Source organism: Streptomyces sp. NPDC088194 (genome assembly GCF_040702025.1).
In the GTDB taxonomy this organism is placed as follows: domain Bacteria; phylum Actinomycetota; class Actinomycetes; order Streptomycetales; family Streptomycetaceae; genus Actinacidiphila.
In genome coordinates, this window is record NZ_JBFBIV010000006.1 from 89,648 (window position 1) to 112,475 (window position 22,828).

Consider the following 22,828-nt stretch of genomic DNA (forward strand, 5'->3'; position numbering starts at 1 on the left):
GGCACTGACGACGAGGGGGCCGCGGGCATGGCAGCACACGACGAGGTGGCGGCGGTGATGGCGCGGGCCGGGGTGCCCGCCGACCGGATCGCCGCCGCCACCGCGCTGACCGGCGGCACGTACAACGCGCTGCACGCGGTGGACCTCACCGACGGCACCCGCCTGGTGCTGAAGGTCCCGCCGCCCGCGCACCTGCCACGGCTGCGCTACGAGGCCGGGCTGCTGCACGGCGAGGAGCGGTTCTACGTGGGCGCCGAGGCGGCGGACGTGCCCGCGCCGCGGGTGGTGCGGGCCGAACCGGACGAGGGCACCGGGCAGCCGCCGTACCTGCTGATGACGCACAGCCCGGGCCGGCCCTGGCACCTGGTGGCGGCGGAGGACGGCATGGGTGAGGACGAGAACGCCCGGCTGCGGGGCGAGTTGGGCACCTTGATGGCGCGGCTGCACGCGGTGCGCGGCCCGGCTTTCGGCTACCCGTCCGGCAGCACCGGCCCGCTCACCGACCGGTGGGCGCCGGCCTTCGCCGCGATGACCGACGCCATCCTGGACGACGCCGAGCGGTACGGCGCGTGGCTGCCGGTCACGGTGGCCGAGGCGCGCGCGGCGTTCGCGGCGGCCGGTCCGCTGCTGGAGCGGGTGGAGACGCCGGCGCTGGTGCACTTCGACCTGTGGCCGGGGAACGTGCTGCTGGTCGGAGCGCCCGGTGCCCGGAGCGTCGGCGGGCTGATCGACGGGGAGCGGATGTTCTGGGGCGACCCGCTGGCCGACTTCGCGTCGCTGGAGCTGACCGACAGCGTCCCGGAGGACGACCCGGCCTTCCGCGCCGGATACGCGGCCGGTGGCGGTTGCACCACGTGGGACGAGGCGGCCCGGCGGCGGATCGCGCTGTACCGCGCGTATCTGCACCTGATCATGCTGGTCGAGGTGGTGCCGCGCGGGTACGGCGGGGAGCACCTGGCCTGGGCGCGGGAGTTCGCCGGGTCCCGGCTGCCCGGGGAACTGGCCGCCGCGGCCGGCTGACGCGGGCGGGGAACGCGGCGGGGGACGCGGCGCGCGCCCGGCGACAGCTGTGACAGAAGTGGCCGAATCCTTTCGGAGGACCGGGGTGCTCTGAGAGGATGCCCCTGCGGCTCGCGGCCGCCCTGACACGGCCGTAGGCTGCGCATTTCGCTCAGGCGGGGTGCCGGACGAGGAGGCGGTGATCCACGGATCACCGCCTCCTCGTGCTGCGGCGCGCCGTCGGCCGCTGGCCGGTACGGCGCTCTTGACGCCGTTACGGCAGGGTCGCGACCACGGCCGCGTACGACAGGCCGGAGCCGTAGCCGAGCAGCAGAGCGGTGTCCCCCGAGGCGGCGTCGCCGGCCGCCAGCACCGCGTCCATCGCCATCGGGATCGACGCCCCCGAGGTGTTGCCGCTGGTCACGATGTCCTTCGCGACGGTCACCCGGGCGGGCAGCCCCATGGACTTGGTCATGCTGTCGATGATCCGCTCGTTGGCCTGGTGCGGGATGAACGCGTCGAGGTCCTCGGGCCGGAGCCCGGCCGCCTCGACCGCCTGCACGGCGACCTTCGCCATCTCGTACACCGCCCAGCGGAAGACCCGCTGGCCGTCCTGGCGCAGCGCGGGGAAGGGGTGCTGCGGGTCGTCCCTGAGCGTGTTCCACGGCACGCTCTGCCGGATCGCGTCGGCCTGCGAGCCGTCCGCGCCCCACACCGCGGGGCCGATGCCGGGGGTCTGCGACGGGCCGACCACGACCGCGCCCGCTCCGTCGCCGAAGATGAAAGCGGTCGAACGGTCCGTCAGATCTATGATGTCGGACATCCGTTCGACCCCGACCACCAGGACGTGGCCGCCACGGGCCCGCACCGCGTCCGAGGCGAGCACCACGCCGTGCACGAACCCGGCGCAGCCCGCGGAGATGTCGAAGCCGGCCGCGCGGTCGGCGCCCACCCGGTGGGCGATCTCGGTGGCGATCGCCGGCGTCTGCATCAGGTGGGTGAAGGTCGCGGCGATCACGCAGGTCACGTCGCTCGGGGTGATTCCCGCGGCGGCGATCGCCTTGAGGGCGGCGGCCTCGGCCATCACGCCCAGCGTCTCGTCCGGGTCGGCCCAGCGGCGGGTCACGATGCCGGTCCGCGCGCGAATCCACTCGTCGGAGGAGTCGATATGGCGGCACGCCTCCGCGTTGTCCACGATCCGCCGGGGGCGGTACGCGCCCACTCCGAGAATTCGGCTGTGCGGTGCCCCCATGGGCACAGCGATCTCAGCTTTCATGGGAGCCTTTCAGGCCATCGACCGGCCGGGAGGTCCACACCCCCGGCCGCGGCACCCCCGATGGGTGCCTCCCCGATTCTCCCGCGCACGCCGGGGCCCGGCGCACAGCCACCCCGGCACCCGCGCCCGCGTCGCCCGGCGCCGGCGTCCGGGCGCGCGGCACGGCGGCGGCACGCGACGGCCGTACGGCGGCTTCCCGCTGCCCCGCGGCCCGCTCCCGCCGCTCACCGGGGCCGCGCGAACCACCGTACGGCCCAGGCGCATCGCACGGGTGATCTAGCTCACAGGCATGGTCGGGGAGGCGGCGCCGGACGCGTAGGCCCGCGCGTAGCGGGTGTCGCCGAGGGCGCCGCGGGCGGTGCGCTCGTACTGCTCGCGGACGGCGCGCAGTTCGGGCGTGCCGCGCTGCGGGTGGCCGACGCTGCGCCAGACCGCCTCGCCGTGGCCGTACACCCGGGCGGCGTGCTCGACCGACCCGTCGGCGGCCAGCGCCGCGGCCAGCACGTCGAGGCCGAGCGCGGTGCCGAAGGCGTCGCCCAGTTGCCGCTTGGCGTCGAGCATGGCGCGGGCGCGGTCGGCCGCCTCGTCGGGGTGGCCCTGGAACAGGGCGATCAGGGAGAGCTGGTAGTCGAGGTAGGAGCGGGTCCAGCGCTCGCCGATCTCCTCGCAGTGGGCGCGCAGTTCGATCGCGTCGCGGCGGGCCCGGTCCAGGTCGCCGAGGCCGGTGTGGGCGAAGATCTCCACCAGGTGGCAGCGCAGGCGCGCCGGTGAGTCGAAGGCGAAGCCGGGAGCCGCCGCGAGGACGTCGCGGACCGTGCGGCGGGCGTCCTCGCCGCGGCCGGTGAGCAGGGCCAGTAACCCGGCGAGGTAGGCGGCGCCGAAGACGCCCTCCTTGTCGCCGTCGGCGTCGGCGGCGCGCACCGCCTCGTCGCTGACGCGTAACGCCTCGTCGTACTCGCCCTGGAGGGTGAGCGTGACGCCGAGTCCGGCCAGTGCGCGGGTCCGGGCCGGGCCGGGCGGGACCGGGCCGGCCAGCGCGCCCTCCAGGGCCGCGCGGGCCTCCTTCAGCCGGCCGCAGCAGGTCCAGAAGAAGACCAGCAGCCCGGCGAGTTCGGCGCCGCGCTCCGGGTCGTCGCCGGACAGGTGGTCCAGCGCGGTGCGCAGGTCGGTGTGGGCGTCCTCCACGATGCGGTAGCAGTGGATCTGGTCGCTGCCGGGCCAGCTGTGCTCCGCCCAGCGGGCCAGCGCGACGAAGTGGTCGGCGTGGCGGGCGGTCAGCGACTCCTCCTCGCCGAGTTCGCGCAGCCACTCGCGGCCGTACTCGCGGATGGTGTCGAGCATGCGGTAGCGCTCGCCGTCGCGGCGCACCACGCTCTGGGCGACCAGCCGCTCCACGCCGGCCGCGACCGCGTCGGCGTCCAGCGGGGCGCCGGCGGTGACCGCGCGGGCGGAGGCGAGGTCGAAGGAGCCGCGGAAGACCGTCAGCCGCGCCCACAGCAGGCGCTCCGGCGGGTCGCACAGCTCGTGGCTCCAGCCGATGGCGGTGCGCAGCGTCAGGTGGCGGCGCGGCCAGACGAAGCCGGTGCGGCGGGCGAGCACGTCGAAGCGGGAGCCGAGGCGGGCGGCGACATCGGCGACGGACACGGTCGGGCCGACCTGCGCGGCGGCCAACTCGACGGCCAGCGGGATGCCTTCGAGCCGCCGGCAGATCGACTCGGCGGCCTCGGCGGCTCCTTCGGCGGACAGGGCGTGCGGGTCCTGGTCGGCGACGCGCTGGGTGAACAGCTCCAGTGCGTCGGGGCCGGCCGGCAACGGGGCCACCTCGATGACCTGTTCGGCCGCGCACTCCAACGGGCGGCGGCTGGTGGCCAGCACGCTCAGCCCAGGGACCTTGGCCAGCACCTCGCCGACCAGGCGCGCGACCGGGTCGACCAGGTGCTCGCAGGAGTCGAGCACCAGCAACAGCCGCTTGCCGTCGAGCCATTCGCACAGCGCGTCGACCGGCATCCGCGGCGAGTGGTCGGACAGGTCGACCGCGTCGCTGACGGTGGCGAGCAGCAGGTCGTCGCCGTCGAGCGTGGCCAGATCCGCCCACCACACGCCGTCGGGGAAGAGTTCGGGCGCGTACGTGGCCATCCGGGTGGCCGCGCGCTGCGCCAGCCGGGTCTTGCCGACCCCGCCCGCGCCGGTGAGCGTGAGCAGCCGACGTGACGCCAGCAGGCCGTCCAACCTGGCCAGTTCGGGCCCGCGGCCCACGAAACTCGTTGTCTCCTGCGGAATGAAGCCCTTCATGACGACAGCGTGGCATCGAACAGGCGCCGAAGGCAGCCGGTAGGCACGATCAGGCCGAACAGCGCGTTACGGGCAGACCGCGTCCGCCCTCGGCGGGCAACCGGCCGCGGCCTGGTGCACCCGCGCGCACGGCCGGTTCGGCCTACCCCGTTATCGAGTTGACGGAAGCGAACACGATTAAACACGGTGTGCGCATCACGGTCCGGCAACGCATCGACAGCAGGGCGTTGACGGTCTTCTGCATGTGGCGTAGAACTACCCTGCGATTGCGATGGCGTTTCATCTTGGTGACTTCTGTTGGAAACGGATCGGCGGGAAGCGTCGCCGAGAGGTTCCGACACCCGGGTTTTCGCCAGCTGTTCCACCAGATACGCCCACACACACATGGAGGCACCATGTCGGAGGTCGAGTCGTCGGGTACCACGGGCAGCCCGCTGTCCGCGACCCGCAGGAACCTGCTCAAGGGCGTCGGGGTCGCCGGCCTGACCGCCGCCGGCGGCGGCCTGCTCGCGGCGTGCGGTGGTTCCGGCGACAAGAAGAAGGACTCGGGCAGCAAGAAGCCCGTCGCGGGGAGCACGGTGACCTTCGGGTCGAACTACTCCGACGCGGCACCCAAGGCCGCCTTCGCCGCGCTGACGACCGCCGCGACGGCGTCCAGCAAGGTGAAGGTGAAGATCAACACGGTCGACCACAACACCTTCCAGAACAACATCACCAGCTACCTGCAGGGCACCCCGGACGACCTGTTCACCTGGTTCGCCGGATACCGCATGCAGTACTTCGCTGCTCAGGGCCTGGTCGAGCCGATCGACGATGTGTGGGAGAAGATAGGCGGCAGCTTCAGCCCCGCGGCGAAGAAGCTTTCCACCGGTCTTGACGGCCACCAGTACCTGGTGCCGATCTACAACTACCCGTGGGTGGTCTTCTACAACAAGAGCGAGTTCGCCAAGCGGCACTACACCATTCCCACCACATGGGACGAATACATCGCGCTGGCGAAGCAGATGAAGAAGGACGGGCTGATCCCGATCGCCTTCGCCGACAAGGACGGCTGGCCCGCGCTCGGCACCTTCGACATCCTCAACATGCGGATCAACGGGTACGACTACCACAACAAGTTGATGACCCACAAGATCCCGTGGACCGACCAGGGCGTGCACACGGTCTTCCAGCACTGGGCCGAGCTCATGCCCTACATGCAGACCGGCGCCAACGGCCGGCTGTGGCAGGACGCCGCCAAGTCCCTGGAGGCCAAGCAGGCCGGGATGATGTTCCAGGGCACCAACCAGGTCGCCGCGCAGTACGTGACCGACAAGGCCGACCTGGCCGACCTGGACTTCTTCACCTTCCCCGCGGTCAACCCGCAGTGGGGACAGGACTACATGGACGCGCCCACCGACGGGTTCATGCTCAGCAAGAAGGCCAAGAACTCCGACGCCGCCAAGGCGATCCTGGAGTACATCGGCACCGGCCCGGCCGAGTCGACGTACCTCAAGACCGACCAGTGGGACGTCGGCCTGGTCAACGGCCTCCAGGTGCCGACGTACAACGCGATCCAGAAGAAGTCGGTGGAAGAGATCGCCAAGTGCAAGGCGGTCGCGCAGTTCATGGACCGCGACTCCGACCCGGCGATGGCCAACGCGATGATCGCGATCTGCCAGAAGTTCATCGACGACCCGAGCACCTCCAACATCACCAAGCTCCAGCAGAGCGCGGAGAAGCAGGCGAAGGCGATCTACTCCTGATGAGCGCTACGTCCCAGGGGCGTACCCCGGCGGCGGTGTCGGACAAGCCCGAGGACCTCAAGTCCCCGGTCCGGCGCCGCCGTCGGCGGTTGCGCACGATGACCGCCCGCGACCGTATCGTGGTCGCGCTGCTGCTCGGCATACCTCTGCTGCTCGACCTGGCCTTCGTGTGGTTCCCGGCGATCGGCACGGTCCTGCTGTCGTTCACCAAGTGGAACGGCGTGGGCAGCCTGCACGAGAAGACGTGCAAGCCGAACATGCCGTCGATCCTCAACAACGGCTGCTGGTACGGCGTCCAGAACTACCACCAGGCCGCCACCATCTACCCCGAGTTCTGGCCCGCGGTCCGCCACAACCTGATCTGGCTGGCGGTCTTCGTGGTGATCGCCACCCCGCTGGGCATGCTCTTCGCGGTGCTGCTCGACCGCGGCCTGCGCGGCACCCGGATCTACCAGAGCCTGCTCTTCCTGCCGGTGATGCTGTCACTGGCGCTGATCGGCATCATCTGGGAGTTCGTCTACTCCCAGAACTACGGTCTGATCAACACGGTGATCGGCAGGAACGGGAACGACAACGCGATCGACTGGCTCGGCAATCCCCATCTGAACCTGTGGGCGGTGCTGCTGGAGGCGACCTGGCGGCAGGCCGGGTACGTGATGATCCTCTACCTGGCCGGGCTCAAGGCCGTCGACCCGACGCTGCGGGAGGCCGCGCTGATGGACGGCGCGAACCCCTGGCAGACCTTCTGGCGGGTGATCTTCCCGGTGATGAAGCCGATCAACATCGTCATCATGGTGGTCACCGTCATCGAGAGCCTGCGCGCCTTCGACCTGGTCTACATCACCAACAAGGGCATCAACGGCCTCGAACTGCTGTCGGTGCTGGTGACCTCCAACATCGTCGGCGAGACCCAGCGGGTCGGCTTCGGCTCCGCACTGGGCGTGGTGCTCCTGGTGATCTCCCTGGTGCCGATCACGATCTTCCTTTATCAGACGTTCCGCCGGGAGGACACCCCGTGAGCGACGCATGCGAGGCAGGCGACGTGCAGGTAAGCGACCGCCCGCGGCTTCGCCGAGCAGGCGGAGAAGCGAACAAGGAGGACGCGTGAGCTCCGAGACCCTTACCCGGCCGCGGACCGAGGCGCCGCGGGTCGGCGGCCCCGGTGCCAAGCCGCGGCTGCGCGGGCAGATCGCCTCGCAGGCGTTCCTGATCGTCGCGTCGGTGCTGTGGATTTTGCCGATCCTCTTCGCCCTCTACGTGGCAGTACGCCCCTACTCCGACACCAGCAAGTACGGCTACGTGTCGCTGCCGCACCACCTGACGTTCCAGAACTTCCGGGACGCCTGGTCGCAGTCGGACATGCCGCACTTCTTCTGGAACTCGGTGCTGATCACGGTGCCGGCGGTGGTGATCGTGCTGGCGCTGGCCGCCGGCGTCGCCTTCGTCCTGGTCCGGGTCAACGTGAAGATCAACGTGGCGCTGCTGATCGTCTTCACCGCCGGCAACCTGCTGCCGCAGCAGGTCATCATCACCCCGCTCTACCGGATCTACCTGAAGATCCCGCTGCCGCACTTCCTCGCGGACAGCGGCCTGATGTACAACTCGATCTTCGGTCTGATCGTCATCAACGTCTCCTTCCAGCTCGGCTTCTGCGTGTTCGTGCTGAGCAACTACATGAAGTCGATCCCCGGTGAGATGTACGAGGCCGCGCTCGTGGACGGCGCCAGCCTGTGGACCCGGTTCTGGCGGCTGACCGTGCCGCTGTGCCGCCCGGCGCTGGCCGCGCTCGCGACGCTGCTGACCACCTGGATCTACAACGACTTCTTCTGGGCGATCACCCTGATGTCGTCGGGCGACAAACGGCCGGTGACCTCGGCGCTCGCCAACCTCCAGGGGCAGTTCGTGAGCAACCAGAACCTCATCGCCGCGGCCGCGATGATCGCCGCGATCCCGACGCTGGTGGTGTACCTGTGCCTCCAGCGGCAGTTCATCGCGGGTCTGTCCCTCGGGTCGAGCAAGGGCTGAGTCCCGCGCTTCACGCGCCGTACGCCGCCAGCGCGGCCTGGAGCCTGGGCAGGTCCGGGCCGTGCGCGGCGTTCAGCCCGGTCAGCGCGCTGGTCCGGCGCAGCCGGTAGTCCACCGTGTTCGGGTGGATGTGCAACCGCTCGGCGGTGCGCCGCCGGTCCAACCCGCAGGCCAGGAACGTACGCAACGTCTCCAGCAGGTCCGCGCGGCCCTCCAGCGGGCGCAGCAGCGAGGCGAGCCGGTCGCGGGCCGGGCTGGGCAGGGTGAGCTGGTACTCCAGCAGCACGTCGTCCAGCCGGTACAGGCCCGGGCCGCGCCCGCAGCTCTCGGCGACCTGCCGTATCCGGGCCGCCAGCCGCGCCGCCCCGGCGACGTCCTGCGGGGGCGCCGCGACCGCCGCAGCGGTCAGCTCGGCGCCACAGGCCCGCGCCATGTCCCGCAGGAGTCCGGCCAGCCGGTCGAAGTCGGCGGCGCAGTCAGCCGCGGAGTCAGCGGCGGGGGCGTGGGAGCCGGCGCCCGTGAGGCCGTGGACGCCGGTGGTCTCGGGGGTGGCCCCGGGGGCCGGCGCCGTGTCCCGGGTGGTGTCGCGGGCCGTGTCGTGTGCCGGGGCGGCCGGGACCAGCGCCACTCCGCCGTCGGGCGACAGCGCCGACAGCGCCTCGCCGTGCGCCCAGCGGTCCAGCTCCGCCCGCATCCGGCGCAGTTTGCGGCCCGCGGCGATGCCCGGGTCGACGCCGGGCGTGTGCTCGTCCGGGTGCGGGGCGGCCGCCACGCTCACCACCCAGTAGCGCTCCGGCAGCCGCATCCCGGCGCGCTCGGCCGCCTGCCGCGCCGCGCCTCCGTCCAGCAGGGCCGACAGCAGCGCCTGACGCGCGCTCTGCCGCTCGCCGAGCGCGGCCTGGCTCTCGGCGATGTACCCGGCGAACACCGACGCGGTGACCGCGTCGAGGTAGCGCAGCAGCAGCTTCTGCGCGGCCAGCACGTCCGCCAGGTCCTCCGGGCCGGCCTCCGCCAGCACCTCGTCCAGGCACTCGTACGCCCCCAGGAAGTACGCCCCGACCACCGCGTCCAGCGGGATGTGCTCCTGCGCGCGGCGCGCCGCCGAGCGGTGCGTCAGCGCCAACTGGGCGGCGGTGGGCGGCTGCCCGGTCCGCAGCACCTGCGCGAAGGAGCGGATGGCGCGGACCACCACCGCGGTGATGTCGCCCCGCAGCTGCTCGGCGGGCAGGGACGCGTACACCGGAATCCGCTCGGTCAGCCGGGTGACCACACGCGCGGCCAGCTCGTGCACGGCGGTGACCAGGCGCTTGTCCAGCGGGGTGCCGCCGATGGTGATCGGGGCGGCGGGGCGTGGCACCGCCGCGGGCTGCGTCGTCACAGGGCACCTCGCGGGTTGCGGGCGCGCGCGGGTCGGATCGCGGGGCCCTACGCGCCCGGATACGGGACCTTCCACTATTACCTACGGGTAACCCCGGTGTGAAGTGCCGCTCCCGGCTTTGTGCCCGGTCACAACCGGGCGGGTGAAAGTCTGCGCCACCACCCCAGGCTCATCGCGTACCGGCCCGGCACATGATGGCGTGACCCCGTGAGACCCGCTGAGCCCGATGTTCCCGTCGATCCCGTCATTCCCGTACGGCTGATCCGTCCCACGCACCCCGCGTGCGCCGTGTCACCCGTCCGGCCTGCCGCCGCGGCGGGCACCCGCCCGCCCCACCACCACTCCCCCACCCCCGAGGACTCGAGGAGAGCCGTGCGCAAGCCCTACGCCCTGGCCGTGACCGCCGCTCTGGCCTGCACCTGCATGTTCCTGCCCGCCGCCGCGAGCGCGTCGGCCGCGGCACCGTCCGCCACCACCGCACCCGGTTCCACCGTGCCGGACCAGGACCCCTTCTACGCGGCCCCGGCCGACATCGCCTCGTACGCGCCCGGCTCCGTCGTCGACAGCCGCCCGGTGCCGGGCGTCAACCTCTTCGGCATCTCCGTCCCGGTGAACGCCTGGCAGATCTCCTACCGCACCAACGACTCGCACGGGCAGGCCGAGCTGGCCGTGACCACCCTGGTGGTGCCCAAGACCGCCTGGACCGGGTCCGGGCCGCGGCCGGTGGTCTCGCTCCAGACTCCCGAGGACAGCGTCGGCACCAGTTGCGCCCCCTCGTACCAGATCGCCACCGGCAAGGACGTGCAGGACGCCGCGCTGGGCGCCCAGCTCCTCGCGGCCAACTGGGCAGTGGCGGTCCCCGACTTCGAGGGGCCCAAGTCGGTGTTCCTCGCCGGGCCGCAGGCCGGGCACGCCGTGCTCGACGGCATCCGCGCGGTGAAGGCGTTCGACACCGCGGGCATCGGTCCTGCCAACCCCTGGGCGCTGGACGGCTATTCGGGCGGCGCCGAGGCGACCGGCTGGGCCGCGCAGCTCCAGCCGTCCTACGCGCCCGAGGTGAAGCTGGCCGGTGCCGCGATCGGCGGGCTGCCCTCCGACCCGTCCTCGGTCGCGAGCTACATCGACGGCACCGCCTTCGCCGGCTTCGAGTTCGCCGCCGCGTACGGCCTCGCCACCGAGTTCCCGGAGTCCGGCATCAACGGACTGCTCAACTCCCGCGGGCAGCAGGACTTCGCGTCCATCAAGGGCACCTGCGAGCTGAACATCCTGCCGGCCTACGCCTTCCGGAAGCTCAACGAGGACACCTCCGTGTCCGACCCGCTCGCCGTCCCCTCGGTCGCGGCCGTCCTGCGCGCCAACACCCTCGGCTCCGCCGCCCCCACCACTCCCGTCTACGACTACCACGCCAACACCGACGAGATCGTGCCCGTCGGCCAGGACAACACCGCCGTCAGCGGCTGGTGCGCGGCCGGCGGCACCGTCGAGAAGGTCCGCGACCTGCTCGGCGAGCACGCCGAGGAGGCCGCCGCCCGCGCCGTGTCGGTCGAGGTCTTCCTGGCGAACCGCTTCGTGAACAAGCCGCCGAACAACTCCTGCTGACGGCACGTCTGCCGGCACATCGACCGACTCGACCGACACTTCGACCGACACCTGGACCGACGCCTCGACCGACACCTCGCGCCGGCCTGATCCGGCCGAGCCCTCCAGGCGCCTGCCCTGCCGCACCGGGCAGGCGCCTCGGGCATTTCGCTTCGGGCAGCGAACAGCCCCTGGGCACGGGCGGGTTCAGGGAGTGATCAGCACCGCCCCGACGTTGGCGCGGCCCTCGACGGCGGCGTGGGCGTCGGCGGCGCGCTCCAGCGGGAAGGAGGCGTGCACCCGGGGCACCAGCCGGCTCGCCGCGGCCTCGGCGAGGGCCAGGGCGACGTCGGCGCGCTGCTCCGCGGCGGGCTTGGCGAAGACGATGCCGAGCACACCGATCACGGCCAGACCGCGCCCGGCGATCGCGAGGGGGTCCAGCTCGGCCCAGCGCCCGGACGTGAACCCGTACAGGCCGAACCGGCCGCCGCCGTCGGCGGTCGCGGCGAGCGCCTGCACGGCGGTGTCACCGCCGACCGCGTCGAGGACGACGTCCGCGCCGCGCCCGGCGGTCGCCTCGCGGACCTGCGCGGCCCAGTCCGCGTCGGTGTAGTCCACGACCACGTCAGCGCCGAACTCGCGTGCGGCGGCGGCCTTTTCACCGCCGCCGACCGCACCGATCACCGTGCCCGCGCCCAGCACCCCGGCCCGCTGCACCAGCAGCGAGCCGATCCGGCCCGCGGCGGCCGTGACCAGCACGCTCTCGCCCGGCCGCGGCGCGATCGCGGCGAGCATCCCGATCGCGAGGGCGCCGGACTGGGCGACGGCGACGGCCGTGTCCAGCCCCAGCGCCTCGGGCACGCGATGGGCGTTGACGGCCTCGGCGACGGCGAACTCGGCGTACCCGCCGCTCATTCCGACAGTGGCGGCCACCACCCGGGCACCGACCAGCGCCGGATCGGTACTTGGGCCCGCCGCCACGACCCGCCCGCCGACCTCCAGGCCGGGCACGTACGGCAGCGGGAACGGGTAGCGGCCGGACCTGACGATCACATCGCCGTACGACAGTCCCGCCACCTCCACGGCGACGAGCACTTCGCCCTCGGCGGGGGCGGGGATCTCGACGTCCTCGACCCGCAGGACGTCCGGCGGGCCGAACTCGCGGACTCGGATGGCTTTCACGGGTGGCTCCTCGAAAGGCAGGTGGGCGGACGGAGCGGGCGCGGACGATGTACGTGAACGCAAAGTGCGCACGCCGGCGTCTGCGTTGACAGTCGCTCCCGATCGAGACAGCATGTCCCGATCCGGGCAGCGAGTGTCCGACCGGTCGGCACGTCTCGTTCGGGGCAGCGGTTCCGTGACCAGCCTCGCGTTCCGCCGGCGGCAGCGGCAAGCAACAGATCGACCGACGTGTCCCGTTGTGGACAAGGAGCGCGAAGTGTCCCAGCCCACCGAGAACGTCCGGGTCCGGCGCACCCGCAAACTGCTGCGGGACGCGCTGATCGAGCTGATCGACGAGCGCGGCTTCGACCGCGTCACCGTCGGCGGGATCACCGAGCGGGCGATGGTCAGCCGGGCCGCCTTCTACCGGAACTACCGCGACAAGTTCCACCTGGTCGAGCAGATCTTCGACGACGCGATGGCCGACCTGCACGGCTCCATGGCCGATGCCCCGCCCGGCTCCTCCGCCACCGCCCCGCCCGACCACGGCACCCCACCCGACCGCGCCGCCGCGCCCGCCGGCACCCGGACCGACGCCGAGCGGTGGGTCTCGTTCTTCGAGCACATCGCCCAGTACCACCGCTTCTACGGCGCGTTGCTCGGCAAGCGCGGCAGCACGTGGTTCGCGGCGAGGATGCAGGCGTCGCTGGCGGACATGACCCGGCCGCACCTTCCGGCCACGGGCACCGCCGACGGCCTCGCGGCCTCCGTGCTCGGCGCCCTGTTCACCCAGTCGATCACCTGGTGGCTGGACCAGGGGATGCCCTCGCCCCCGCAGGAGATCGCCCGCCGATCCGCCCAACTCGCCGGTGCCGTCATCTCCGTGGCCAACGGCTGGTCCGCGCCCGCCCCGAAGTGAGCCCGCCCGGAACCGCAGGGGCCCCACCGGTCGGTTCCCCCACACTGGGGACCGTGCACCGCCACCGGATCGACACCCCGCACCCCGACGAGGCCGCCGCCCTCGCGGACGTCCACCTGCGGACCTGGCTGGAGACCTACCCGAACGCCGACGCGGGCATCGACGCGGCCTGGATCACCGAGCACATCGGCCCGGTGACGGCCCCGCCGGGTGTCGCCCGCTGGCGGGCGGTGATCGCGGACGCGCGGGACCGCCCGGATCGGACGTTCTGCCGGGCGGTACGACCGGTGGACGGCGACGGCGTGGCGGGCTTCCTGTGCGGGCTGCGCGAGCCGGCCGTGGAAGGGACGCCGGGCGGCACCCGGCGCCCAACGCCCGGCTCCCACGTGGTCACCCTCGGCCCGATGTATCTGCTGCCCGAGGCGCGCGACCACGGTGTCGGCGGCCGCCTGATGACCGACTTCCTCGGCTGGACCGGCGCCGACCCCGCCCGGCTGTGGGTGACGTCGTACAACGAAGCCGCGGTCCGCTTCTACGCCCGCCACGGCTTCCGGCCCACCGGCGAGCGCGAGTTGTGGCACGGGCGCCTCCCGAACCTGCGGATGGCACGGGCGCCGCGAGTCCCGACCGTAGGACCCGCGGGGGCCGTAAACCGGTTGCCGGGAGGGTCGGGGGTGGCCGAGGATCGCGGATCGTGACGACTTCCGCCGACAGCTCCCGTGCCGTCTCCGCGTCCCGCCCGCTCGCGCTGGTCACCGGTGTGGGGCGGACGGTCGGGATCGGCGCGGGGATCGCCGCGCAACTGGCCGACTCCGGCTGGGACATCGCGTTCAGCTACTGGAACCCGTACGACGCGCGGATGGCGTGGGGGGTGGAGGACGGCGCGGTCGAGGCGGTCTCGGCCGACCTGGCCGGGCGCGGCGCGGCCACTGCCGCGGTCGAGGCCGACCTGGCCGAAGTGGACGCGGCGGCACGGGTGTTCGACGTGGTCGAGCGGCGGCTCGGGCCGGTGACCGCGCTGGTGATGTGCCACTGCGAGTCGGTCGACTCGGGCCTGCTGGACACGAGCGTCGAGAGCTTCGACCGCCACTTCGCGGTCAACGCCCGCGCGAGCTGGCTGCTGGTACGGGAGTTCGGCCGCCGGTTCACCGGGGCCCACGGCACCGGGCGGATCATCGCGCTGACCAGCGACCACACCGTCGGCAACCTGCCCTACGGCGCCAGCAAGGGCGCCCTGGACCGGATCACCCAGGCCGCCGCCAGGGAGCTCGCCCACCTGGGCGTCACCGCCAACGTCGTCAACCCCGGCCCGGTGGACACCGGTTGGATGACGGACGGGCTCCGCGACGACCTCGTGGCGCAGACCCCGCTCGGCCGCCTCGGCACCCCGCGCGACACCGCGCACCTGGTGGACTTCCTCTGCTCGCCGCGCGGCCAGTGGATCAACGGGCAGCTCCTGTACAGCAACGGCGGCCTCGCGTAGGGCCCGTCGCGCCCACCCGCCCGGTTCAGGACGGGTAGGTGCTCAACTCCACGAGGTTGCCGTCCGGGTCGCGGACGTACACGCTCGTGATCGCTCCGGTCGCCCCGGTCCGCTCGACCGGCCCCTCCTCCACCGCGACACCGTGCCCGGCGAGTTCGGCGACGACCTCGTCCAGCGGCTGCTCCACCACCAGGCACAGGTCGGCGCTGCCCGGTGTCGGCCGCGCGGCCTTCGGTTCGAACTCGTGCCCCGCCCGGTGCAGGTTGATCTTGCTGTGCCCGAAGGTGAGCGCCTTCCGCCCGCCCCGGAAGGTCACCTCGGTCATCCCGAGCACCCCCGCGTAGAAGGCGATGGCGGCGTCGATGTCCCGGACGGTCAGGACGAGGTGGTCAAGGCGGTCGACACGCATGGCGGCTGCACGGTTCCTTCCGGCACGGGGGTACGGGGTACGGGGTACGGACGTTCGGGCGTAGCAGGTACGGGCCGTACCTGCTACCCGGCGAGCGTACCGAGCCGGTCGGGCGGATTCGGCCGGCGCCGCGTACGTCGGGCGTCCGGCGCGCGCCATGCCTGCTCGCTACGGCCGAATGGTGGGAATTGCCGCGCATTCCGGCTAACCGTGGTGCGAGGAGCGCCGACGGCGGGCAGGAGCTAGCCGATCCCACCGACCGCACCGACACCGCCGACCCCACCGCACATCTCCAGCCCATCGAGATCCAGATGACCGTCACCACCGTCGCCAATCCGCGCGGCCGCCCCGGCTACGAGGCGACGCTGCCCTGCGCGCCGCAGAGCGCGCGGTCCGCGCGGAACCTCGTCACGATCGTGCTGAGCGTGTGGGCGCTGGACGACCTGGCCGAGGACACCGCCGCGGTGGTCGGTGAGCTGGTCGCCAACGCGGCCCGGCACACCTCCGGTTCGCGGTTGCGGGTGTCGATCACCCGGCCGGGCGGGCAGCTCGTCCGGGTCGCCGTGACCGACTACTCCCCCGAACTCCCGGTGCTGCGCGTCCCCGACCCCCAGGACGAGCGCGGCCGTGGCCTCGTCCTGGTCACGGCCCTCGCCGAGACCTGGGGCGCCACCCCGCTGCGCCGCGGCAAGCGGGTGTGGGCCGAGTTGCGCAGCACCCGCGCCTGACAGCCGAGTTCGGGCGAACCGGCGCCCGGACGAACCCGTACCCACACCTCCCGCGCGTCTCCCCCGCGTCTCCCACCGGCGCACCGCTCCGCGCATCTGGCACCCTGGCCGTCGTGGACCTGAGAACGTACGGCATGGAAGGTGCGGCGTCGGTGACGGCCGACGAGCTGTGCGACCGGATCGACCTGCGGGACCGGGCCGTTCAAGCGTTCGTCGCCGGGTCGGAGACAAGTGCCGCCCGGCGAGCGCGCGTTCACCAGGAGCTGGCGGCGGTGCACGCGCGCCCGCCGGTGGACGGGGCGCGGCCGCCGCTGTTCGGTGTGCCGGTCGCGGTCAAGGACATCGTGCGCGTGGACGGGCTGCCGACGCGCGCCGGATCACGGCTGCCCGCCGAGGTGTTCGAGGGCGCGCAGGCGTCCGTCGTGGACCGGCTCCGCGCGGCCGGGGCCGTGGTCGCGGGGAAGACCGTGACGGCCGAGTTCGCGATGTCCGCACCGGGCCCCACCCGCAATCCGCACGCGCTGGACCACACGCCCGGCGGCTCCAGCAGCGGGTCGGCGGCAGCGGTCGCGGCCGGCATGGTGCCCCTGGCGATCGGCACGCAGACGGGCGGATCGCTGATCCGGCCGGCGGCGTACTGCGGTGTCGTCGGGTTCAAGCCGACCGTCTCCCGCATCCCGATCGACGGTGTCGTCCCCAACGCGCCGACCTTCGACACCCTCGGGATCTTCGCCGCGACGCCCGCCGCGGTGGAGGTGGCGGCCGCCGCGCTGTGCGACGGCTGGCAGCCGGTGGTACGCGACGCCGGGCTGCGCCCTCCGGTGTTCGGCGTGCCCGACGGGCCCTACCTGGACCGGGCCGGGGCGCAGGCGCGTACGGCGCTCGAACGGCAGGTGGCGGCCCTCACGCGGGCCGGGTGCGCGGTGCGCAGGGTGCCGATGTTCGCGGACTTCGCCCGCACCGCCGACGACGTGTTCGCCGTGAACCGCCACGAGGCCGCGCTCAGCCACGCCGAGTGGTTCCCCCGCCACGGCGGCCTCTACCGGGAGCAGTCCGCGGCCACCGTCCGCCAGGGGCTCGCGATCTCCCGCACCCGCTACGAGGAGGCGCTGTCGGCGCGCGACGATTTCCGCGCCGGGCTGCTCGCGGCGACCGACCGGGCCGGGGTCGACCTCTGGATCTGCCCGGCCGCCACCGGCCCCGCGCCCCACGGCCTGTCCGACACGGGCGACCCCGTCATGTGCCTGCCCTGGAGCCACGCGGGCTGGCCGTCGCTTGCCCTGCCCGCCGACCGGACCCCCGACGGGCTCCCGCTCGGCTCCCAGTGGGTCGCTCGCGCGGGAGCCGACGAGCAGCTCCTCGCCTGGGCCCGCGCCGTCGCCCCGCTGCTCCTTCCGCCGGCTCGGCTGAACGCTCGGCCGAGCACTCGGCCGACCACTCGGCCGGCCGCTCAGCCGCCGACGTAATCCGCCAGGTGCTCGCCGGTGAGGGTGGAGCGGGCGGCGACCAGGTCGGCGGGGGTGCCCTCGAAGACGATCCGCCCGCCGTCGTGGCCGGCGCCGGGGCCCAGGTCGATGATCCAGTCGGCGTGCGCCATGACCGCCTGGTGGTGCTCGACCACGATCACCGACTTGCCGGCGTCGACGAGGCGGTCGAGCAGGCCGAGCAGTTGCTCGACGTCGGCGAGGTGGAGGCCGGTGGTCGGCTCGTCGAGGACGTAGACGCCGCCCTTGTCGGCCATGTGCGTGGCCAGCTTGAGCCGCTGCCGCTCGCCGCCGGACAGCGTGGTGAGCGGCTGGCCGAGGCTGAGGTAGCCGAGGCCGACGTCGGCGAGCCGGCCGAGGACGGCGTGCGCGGCCGGGGTCCGCGCGTCCCCCGCGCCGAAGAACTCCGCCGCCTCCGCCACCGGCATCGCCAGCACCTCGCTGATGTCGCGCCCGCCCAGGTGGTAGTCGAGCACGGACGCCTCGAACCGCTTCCCCTCGCACACCTCGCAGACGCTCGCGACGCCCGCCATCATGGCCAGGTCGGTGTAGATGACGCCGGTGCCGTTGCAATGCGGGCAGGCGCCCTCGGAGTTGGCGCTGAACAGCGCCGGCTTCACACCGTTCGCCTTCGCGAACGCCTTCCGGATCGGGTCCAGCAGGCCGCTGTACGTCGCCGGGTTGCTGCGCCGCGAGCCGCGGATCGGGCTCTGGTCGATCGACACCACCCCCGCGTCGGCGCCGGCCCGGCCGCTGCCGAGCGATCCGTGCACGAGCGAGCTCTTGCCCGAGCCGGCGACGCCGGTGACCACGACCAGCACCCCGAGCGGGATGTCGACGTCCACGTCCCGCAGGTTGTGCGTCGTCGCTCCGCGGATCGGCAGCACGCCGGTGGGCTCGCGCACGGTCTCCTTCAGCACGGCCCGGTCGTCGAAGTGTCGGCCGGTGACGGTGTCGGCGGCCCGCAGCCCCTCGACGGTGCCCTCGAAGCAGACGGAGCCGCCGCCCGGGCCGGCGCCGGGGCCGAGGTCCACCACGTGGTCGGCGATCCGGATCGTCTCCGGCTTGTGCTCCACCACCAGCAGCGTGTTGCCCTTGTCGCGCAGCCGCAGCAGCAGGTCGTTCATCCGCTGGATGTCGTGGGGGTGCAGGCCGACGGTCGGCTCGTCGAAGACGTAGGTCACGTCGGTGAGCGAGGAGCCGAGCTGGCGGATCATCTTCACCCGCTGCGCCTCGCCGCCCGACAGCGTGCCCGACGGCCGGTCGAGCGAGAGGTAGCCGAGGCCGATCTCGGAGAACGAGTCGAGGGTGTCACCGAGCGCGGTGAGCAGCGGCGCCACCGAGGGCTCGGCCAGGCCGCGCACCCAGTCGGCCAGGTCGCTGATCTGCATCGCGCAGGCGTCGGCGATGCTGATCCGGCCGATCCGCGACGAGCGCGCGCCCTCGCTGAGCCGGGTCCCCCCGCACTCGGGACAGGCGGTGAACGTGACCGCCCGGTCCACGAACTCCCGCACGTGCGGCTGGAGGGAGTCCCGGTCCTTGGAGAGCATCGACTTCTCGACGCGCGGGATCAGACCCTCGTAGGTCATGTTGATGCCCGCGATCTTCATCCGGACCGGCTCGTGGTGCAGGAAGTCGTGCAGTTCCTTCTTGCTGAACCGGCCGACCGGCTTGTCCGGGTCGTAGAAACCCGACTCGATGTAGAGCCGCGAGTTCCAGCCGCCGCCCTTGTAGCCGGGCACGGTGATCGCGCCGTCGTTGAGGGACCTGGACTCGTCGTAGAGCTGTTCGAGGTCGATGTCGGAGACGGTGCCGCGGCCCTCGCAGCGCGGGCACATGCCGCCGGTGCGCTGGTACGTGACCTTCTGCGCCTTCTTGGCGCCGCGCTCGACGGTCATCGCGCCGCTGGCCCGGACCGAGGGGACGTTGAAGGCGTAGGCGCTCGGCGGGCCGATGTGCGGGGTGCCGAGCCGGCTGAACAGGATGCGCAGCATCGCGTTGGCGTCGGTGGCGGTGCCGACCGTGGAGCGCGCGTCGGTGCCCATCCGCTGCTGGTCGACGATGATCGCGGTGGTCAGCCCCTCCAGCACGTCGACCTCGGGCCTGGACAGCGTCGGCATGAAGCCCTGGACGAAGGCGCTGTACGTCTCGTTGATCAGCCGCTGCGACTCCGCGGCGATGGTGCCGAAGACCAGGGAGCTCTTGCCCGATCCGGACACGCCGGTGAACACCGTCAGCCGGCGCTTCGGGATCTCGACGCTGACGTCCTTGAGGTTGTTCACGCGGGCGCCGTGCACCCGGATCAGGTCGTGGTCGTCGGCGAGCCGCGGCTCGGGCGCGCGGCCGGCGGCCTTGGCGCCGCTCTTCGCGGCGGTCTTCCTGGCCGTGCTCATGCTCTCTCCATCTGCTCCGCGGGGCCGCCCGCACGGGTCCGGTCCTCGGTCGGCGTCTCCTGCACCCGATCCAACCAGCTCGGCGCGGTATGTCCACAGATCACCGGGTGCCCGGGATCACCGCTGCCCGCGATCACCGCTTGCGGGGCTGGTGGAAGCGCAGCATGTTGCCGGCCGGGTCGCGGAAGGCGCAGTCGCGCACCCCGTACGGCTGGTCGATCGGCTCCTGGAGCACCTCGGCGCCCGCGACGCGGATGCGCTCGAAGGTCGCGTCGCAGTCGTCGGTGGCGAAGATCACGGCGCGCAGCATGCCCTTGGCGAGCAGTTCGGCCATGGCCTCCTTGTCGGCGGGCGAGGCGTTCGGGTTCGCGAGCGGCGGTTCGAGCACGATGTCGACGCCGGGCTGGGACGGCGAGCCGACGGTGACCCACCGCATGCCCTCGAACCCGACGTCGTTGCGCACTTCGAGACCGAGCACGTCGCGGTAGAAGGCGAGCGCCTTGTCGTGGTCGTCGACGGCGATGAAGCACTGGGAGAGTGTGAGGTCCATGCGCTTCACGCTACGGGCGGGGCCGCGCGGCCCGCTTCTCCATTCCTGACCGGTCCGCGCCGACCGGTCCACGACCGGTCCACGACCGGTCCACGACCGGTTCGCGACCAGTGCGCGCCGACCGTGCTGCGACCGGCCCGCGCCGACCGTGCCGCGGGCGACATGGCGGGTGTCCCCCCAGGTCGCGCGGGGCGCAGGGGGACAATGGCGGGAACGTACAGCGATCGTAGGGAACGGAGTGGTCCCCCCATGTCCCCTGTTTCACCCGCCGCCACGGCACCGGTGCGCGAGCTCAACGACGGCACACGGCTGCCGGGGCTCGGCCTGGGCACGTATCCGATGGACGACACCGAGGCGGAGCGGGCGGTCGCCGAGGCGGTCCGGCTCGGCTACCGGCTGATCGACACCGCGGTGAACTACGGCAACGAGACCGGCACCGGCCGCGGCGTGCGGCACAGCGGGCTGCCGCGCGAGCAGATCGTGGTCACCACGAAGCTGCCCGGCCGCCACCACGGCTACGACGAGACGCTCGCGTCGTTCGAGGAGTCCCGCAAGCGGCTCGGCCTGGAGTACGTCGACCTCTACCTGATCCACTGGCCGCTGCCGAGGGTGGACAAGTACGTCGACTCCTGGCGGGCGATGGTCAAGCTGCGCGAGGAGGGCGCGGTGCGGTCGATCGGGGTCTCGAACTTCACCGCCGCGCACATCGACCGGCTGGAGCGCGAGACGGGCGTGCTGCCGTCGGTGAACCAGATCGAGATGCACCCGCTGTTCCCGCAGGAGGAGTTGCGCGGTCAGCTCGCCGGCAAGGGCGTGGCGGTGGAGAGTTGGAGCCCGCTCGGCCGTGGCAGCGACCTGCTGGCCGACCCCGCGGTGAAGGCGGTCGCCGAGGCGCACGACCGCACGCCCGGCCAGGCGGTGCTGCGCTGGCACACCCAGCTCGGCGCGGTGCCGATCCCCAAGTCGGGTGACCCGCAGCGGCAGCGCGACAACCTGGACATCTTCGGATTCGAGCTGTCCGAGGAGGAGTTGGCGGCGATCACGGCCGGCGAGCGGCGGCGGCTGGGCGGCGACCCGGAGCAGCACGAGGAGTTCTGAGCGGCGGGCCCGCGCGCGACGGGTGCTCGACACGTGGGGCGCCTGACCGCGTGGGGCACCCGGCCGCGTGGGGGCTCGACGTGTGCGCTTACGGTCCGGGGCCGGCCGGCGGGAGGGCGGCGCGCTACGGGGTACGCGGCGGCGGGCGCGGCGGGCGGCCCGCGACGCGCGGATCGCCGTCCCAGCACGGGCTGGGAGCACGACACGCCCGGGGACAAATGTCGCATTTGCGGGCTGTTGAACCGAATGCCATCCTGAAGATCCAAGCCGATCAAGAGGAGATGGTCCCATGGCTTCGGAGCTGACAGCCCCGGTCGAGACGGCAGCCCTTGCCGCTGAGGTCGAAGGACTGCTGGATTCCGCAGAACCGGAAGGCATCTACCGTGACACCCGTGAGTGCAGCGGAGCGCTTCTGCTCGCGGGCCTGCTTCTGATCTCACCGCCTACCCCGCGTCCGAAGACGGACACCCGCTGACGCGGAAGGCGACACGTTGGCCGAGCAGCCGCAAGGGAACACCTCGCTGAGCGCTGTGGTCGCCGACATCGCCACGGGAGTCGTGCTCGCCCTCGACGGCGGGCACGACTCCTACGCGCTGTCGGGTGTCCTCGCGCAGGACGACCCGGTCGCACTCGCCGCGATCAGGGTCCTGGGGGCGGATGTGCTGGCGCCGTACGCGCCGGCCGCCGACACGACGAGCGGCCGGGCAGCGGGGCGCGGCGACGCGACGCGCCCGGGCGGAGCCGGCCTCGCGGACGAGGCGATCGTGCGGAAGGCGCTCGCCGCCTATCCGCCGGCCGCCGACGCCTCCGACGTGTCCGTGTGGAGCTACCGGGGGCTGGTGGAGGCGTCCCGCGCCTTCCTGCCCGGGAGTTCCGGCGCGGGCGGATACGGCGCGGGCGGATACGGCGCGGGTCACAGCGTGGGCGGTTCCGGCGACGGCGGACAGGACGGCCGGCCGTCCGAGCCGCAGGCGGGCACCGACTGGCTGTACTCCGACCCGTGGCCCAAGCTCGCCCACCGGGCCTCCCAGCTCGGCGCCCTGTCGCTGCCCGGCCTGGCACCCGCCATCGCCGACGGGCTGACCGCGCGCACCGAGGACCTGGCCCGCGGCTTCGTCCGGGCGGTCCGCCGCCGCGACTGGCTCCAGGCCGCGGGCATCGGGCGCTGGCTGGCCCGGGTACCGGACGTACCGGACTCCCTCGGGCTGGACACGGGGCTGGTCTACGTCCTGCGGATGAGCGGCGGCGACCCCCGGGTGGCCCTGCACGCCGCGGTCGCCCGGCGCTTCTACGGGCGCGGGGCGCGGTGA

At 72.8% G+C, this 22,828-nt stretch carries 20 protein-coding genes; 13 read left to right on the top strand and 7 right to left on the bottom strand.

Translation table 11 applies throughout. The features are described from left to right. The first annotated feature begins 27 nt into the window (after positions 1-27). Positions 28-1,020: a phosphotransferase gene (locus tag AB0399_RS04755; protein WP_366410225.1), complete on the top strand. Its 993-nt coding sequence runs from the start codon at positions 28-30 to the stop codon at positions 1,018-1,020. Positions 1,021-1,273: 253 nt separating this feature from the next. Here AB0399_RS04755 and AB0399_RS04760 read toward each other — a convergent pair whose 3' ends face one another. Both AB0399_RS04760 and AB0399_RS04765 read right to left on the bottom strand, forming a co-directional pair. Continuing rightward, positions 1,274-2,275 (bottom strand): beta-ketoacyl-ACP synthase III, encoded by a 1,002-nt coding sequence (locus AB0399_RS04760; protein WP_329362702.1) that lies wholly within the window; start codon positions 2,273-2,275, stop codon positions 1,274-1,276. Between the two features lie 276 nt (positions 2,276-2,551). Further along, positions 2,552-4,567: an NB-ARC domain-containing protein gene (locus tag AB0399_RS04765; RefSeq protein WP_366410226.1), complete on the bottom strand. Its 2,016-nt coding sequence runs from the start codon at positions 4,565-4,567 to the stop codon at positions 2,552-2,554. Between the two features lie 395 nt (positions 4,568-4,962). Between AB0399_RS04765 and AB0399_RS04770 the strand changes: the two genes are divergently transcribed. From AB0399_RS04770 to AB0399_RS04780, 3 genes are all read left to right on the top strand, one after another. Continuing rightward, complete coding sequence (locus AB0399_RS04770) at positions 4,963-6,312, top strand: extracellular solute-binding protein (RefSeq protein ID WP_329362706.1); 1,350 nt, start codon at positions 4,963-4,965, stop codon at positions 6,310-6,312. A 98-nt stretch (positions 6,313-6,410) separates the two neighbouring features. Beyond that, entirely contained in the window at positions 6,411-7,331 is a 921-nt protein-coding gene (locus AB0399_RS04775; protein ID WP_329373709.1) for a sugar ABC transporter permease, read from the top strand. A gap of 157 nt (positions 7,332-7,488) precedes the next feature. Continuing rightward, positions 7,489-8,337, top strand: coding sequence for a carbohydrate ABC transporter permease (locus tag AB0399_RS04780; protein WP_329373711.1), 849 nt, complete (start codon positions 7,489-7,491; stop codon positions 8,335-8,337). A gap of 10 nt (positions 8,338-8,347) precedes the next feature. On the opposite strand, the gene AB0399_RS04785 is transcribed toward AB0399_RS04780, so the two are convergent. Beyond that, positions 8,348-9,715, bottom strand: a complete 1,368-nt coding sequence (locus AB0399_RS04785) for a helix-turn-helix domain-containing protein (protein WP_366410227.1) — start codon at positions 9,713-9,715, stop codon at positions 8,348-8,350. Positions 9,716-10,087: 372 nt separating this feature from the next. On the opposite strand from AB0399_RS04785, the gene AB0399_RS04790 reads away from it, so the two are divergent. Then, entirely contained in the window at positions 10,088-11,314 is a 1,227-nt protein-coding gene (locus AB0399_RS04790; RefSeq protein WP_366410228.1) for a lipase family protein, read from the top strand. A gap of 186 nt (positions 11,315-11,500) precedes the next feature. On the opposite strand, the gene AB0399_RS04795 is transcribed toward AB0399_RS04790, so the two are convergent. After that, positions 11,501-12,475, bottom strand: a complete 975-nt coding sequence (locus tag AB0399_RS04795; protein WP_366410229.1) for a zinc-binding dehydrogenase — start codon at positions 12,473-12,475, stop codon at positions 11,501-11,503. 256 nt (positions 12,476-12,731) lie between these two features. Here AB0399_RS04795 and AB0399_RS04800 point away from each other — a divergent pair, with 256 nt between their 5' ends. From AB0399_RS04800 to AB0399_RS04810, 3 genes are read left to right on the top strand one after another with little or no spacing between them, the layout of a single operon-like run. Further along, positions 12,732-13,373: a TetR/AcrR family transcriptional regulator gene (locus tag AB0399_RS04800; protein ID WP_366410230.1), complete on the top strand. Its 642-nt coding sequence runs from the start codon at positions 12,732-12,734 to the stop codon at positions 13,371-13,373. Between the two features lie 53 nt (positions 13,374-13,426). Further along, a complete protein-coding gene (locus tag AB0399_RS04805; protein ID WP_366410231.1) occupies positions 13,427-14,071 on the top strand; it encodes a GNAT family N-acetyltransferase in 645 nt (214 codons plus the stop codon). Next, entirely contained in the window at positions 14,068-14,856 is a 789-nt protein-coding gene (locus tag AB0399_RS04810) for an SDR family oxidoreductase (RefSeq protein WP_366410232.1), read from the top strand. Before AB0399_RS04805 ends, AB0399_RS04810 begins: the two co-directional genes overlap by 4 nt. A gap of 25 nt (positions 14,857-14,881) precedes the next feature. Here the strand turns inward: AB0399_RS04810 and AB0399_RS04815 are convergent, their stop codons facing one another. Then, positions 14,882-15,265, bottom strand: coding sequence for a VOC family protein (locus AB0399_RS04815; RefSeq protein ID WP_329362717.1), 384 nt, complete (start codon positions 15,263-15,265; stop codon positions 14,882-14,884). Positions 15,266-15,453: 188 nt separating this feature from the next. Here AB0399_RS04815 and AB0399_RS04820 point away from each other — a divergent pair, with 188 nt between their 5' ends. Then, positions 15,454-15,993 carry an ATP-binding protein gene (locus tag AB0399_RS04820; protein WP_366410233.1) on the top strand — a complete coding sequence of 180 codons (540 nt, stop codon included), beginning with the start codon at positions 15,454-15,456 and terminating at the stop codon, positions 15,991-15,993. Between the two features lie 113 nt (positions 15,994-16,106). After that, positions 16,107-17,459 (top strand): amidase, encoded by a 1,353-nt coding sequence (locus tag AB0399_RS04825; RefSeq protein ID WP_366410234.1) that lies wholly within the window; start codon positions 16,107-16,109, stop codon positions 17,457-17,459. Here the strand turns inward: AB0399_RS04825 and AB0399_RS04830 are convergent. Continuing rightward, entirely contained in the window at positions 17,444-19,870 is a 2,427-nt protein-coding gene (locus AB0399_RS04830) for an excinuclease ABC subunit UvrA (RefSeq protein ID WP_366410235.1), read from the bottom strand. The two genes, AB0399_RS04825 and AB0399_RS04830, sit on opposite strands and share 16 nt — an antisense overlap. A gap of 133 nt (positions 19,871-20,003) precedes the next feature. After that, entirely contained in the window at positions 20,004-20,420 is a 417-nt protein-coding gene (locus tag AB0399_RS04835; RefSeq protein WP_366410236.1) for a VOC family protein, read from the bottom strand. A gap of 249 nt (positions 20,421-20,669) precedes the next feature. Between AB0399_RS04835 and AB0399_RS04840 the strand changes: the two genes are divergently transcribed. The 3 genes from AB0399_RS04840 to AB0399_RS04850 all read left to right on the top strand — a co-directional run bounded on the left by AB0399_RS04840 (position 20,670) and on the right by AB0399_RS04850 (position 22,828). Then, positions 20,670-21,518 (top strand): aldo/keto reductase, encoded by an 849-nt coding sequence (locus AB0399_RS04840; protein ID WP_366410237.1) that lies wholly within the window; start codon positions 20,670-20,672, stop codon positions 21,516-21,518. Between the two features lie 289 nt (positions 21,519-21,807). Next, positions 21,808-21,993 (top strand): hypothetical protein, encoded by a 186-nt coding sequence (locus AB0399_RS04845; protein ID WP_366410238.1) that lies wholly within the window; start codon positions 21,808-21,810, stop codon positions 21,991-21,993. 16 nt (positions 21,994-22,009) lie between these two features. Then, positions 22,010-22,828 (top strand): hypothetical protein, encoded by an 819-nt coding sequence (locus tag AB0399_RS04850; RefSeq protein ID WP_366410239.1) that lies wholly within the window; start codon positions 22,010-22,012, stop codon positions 22,826-22,828.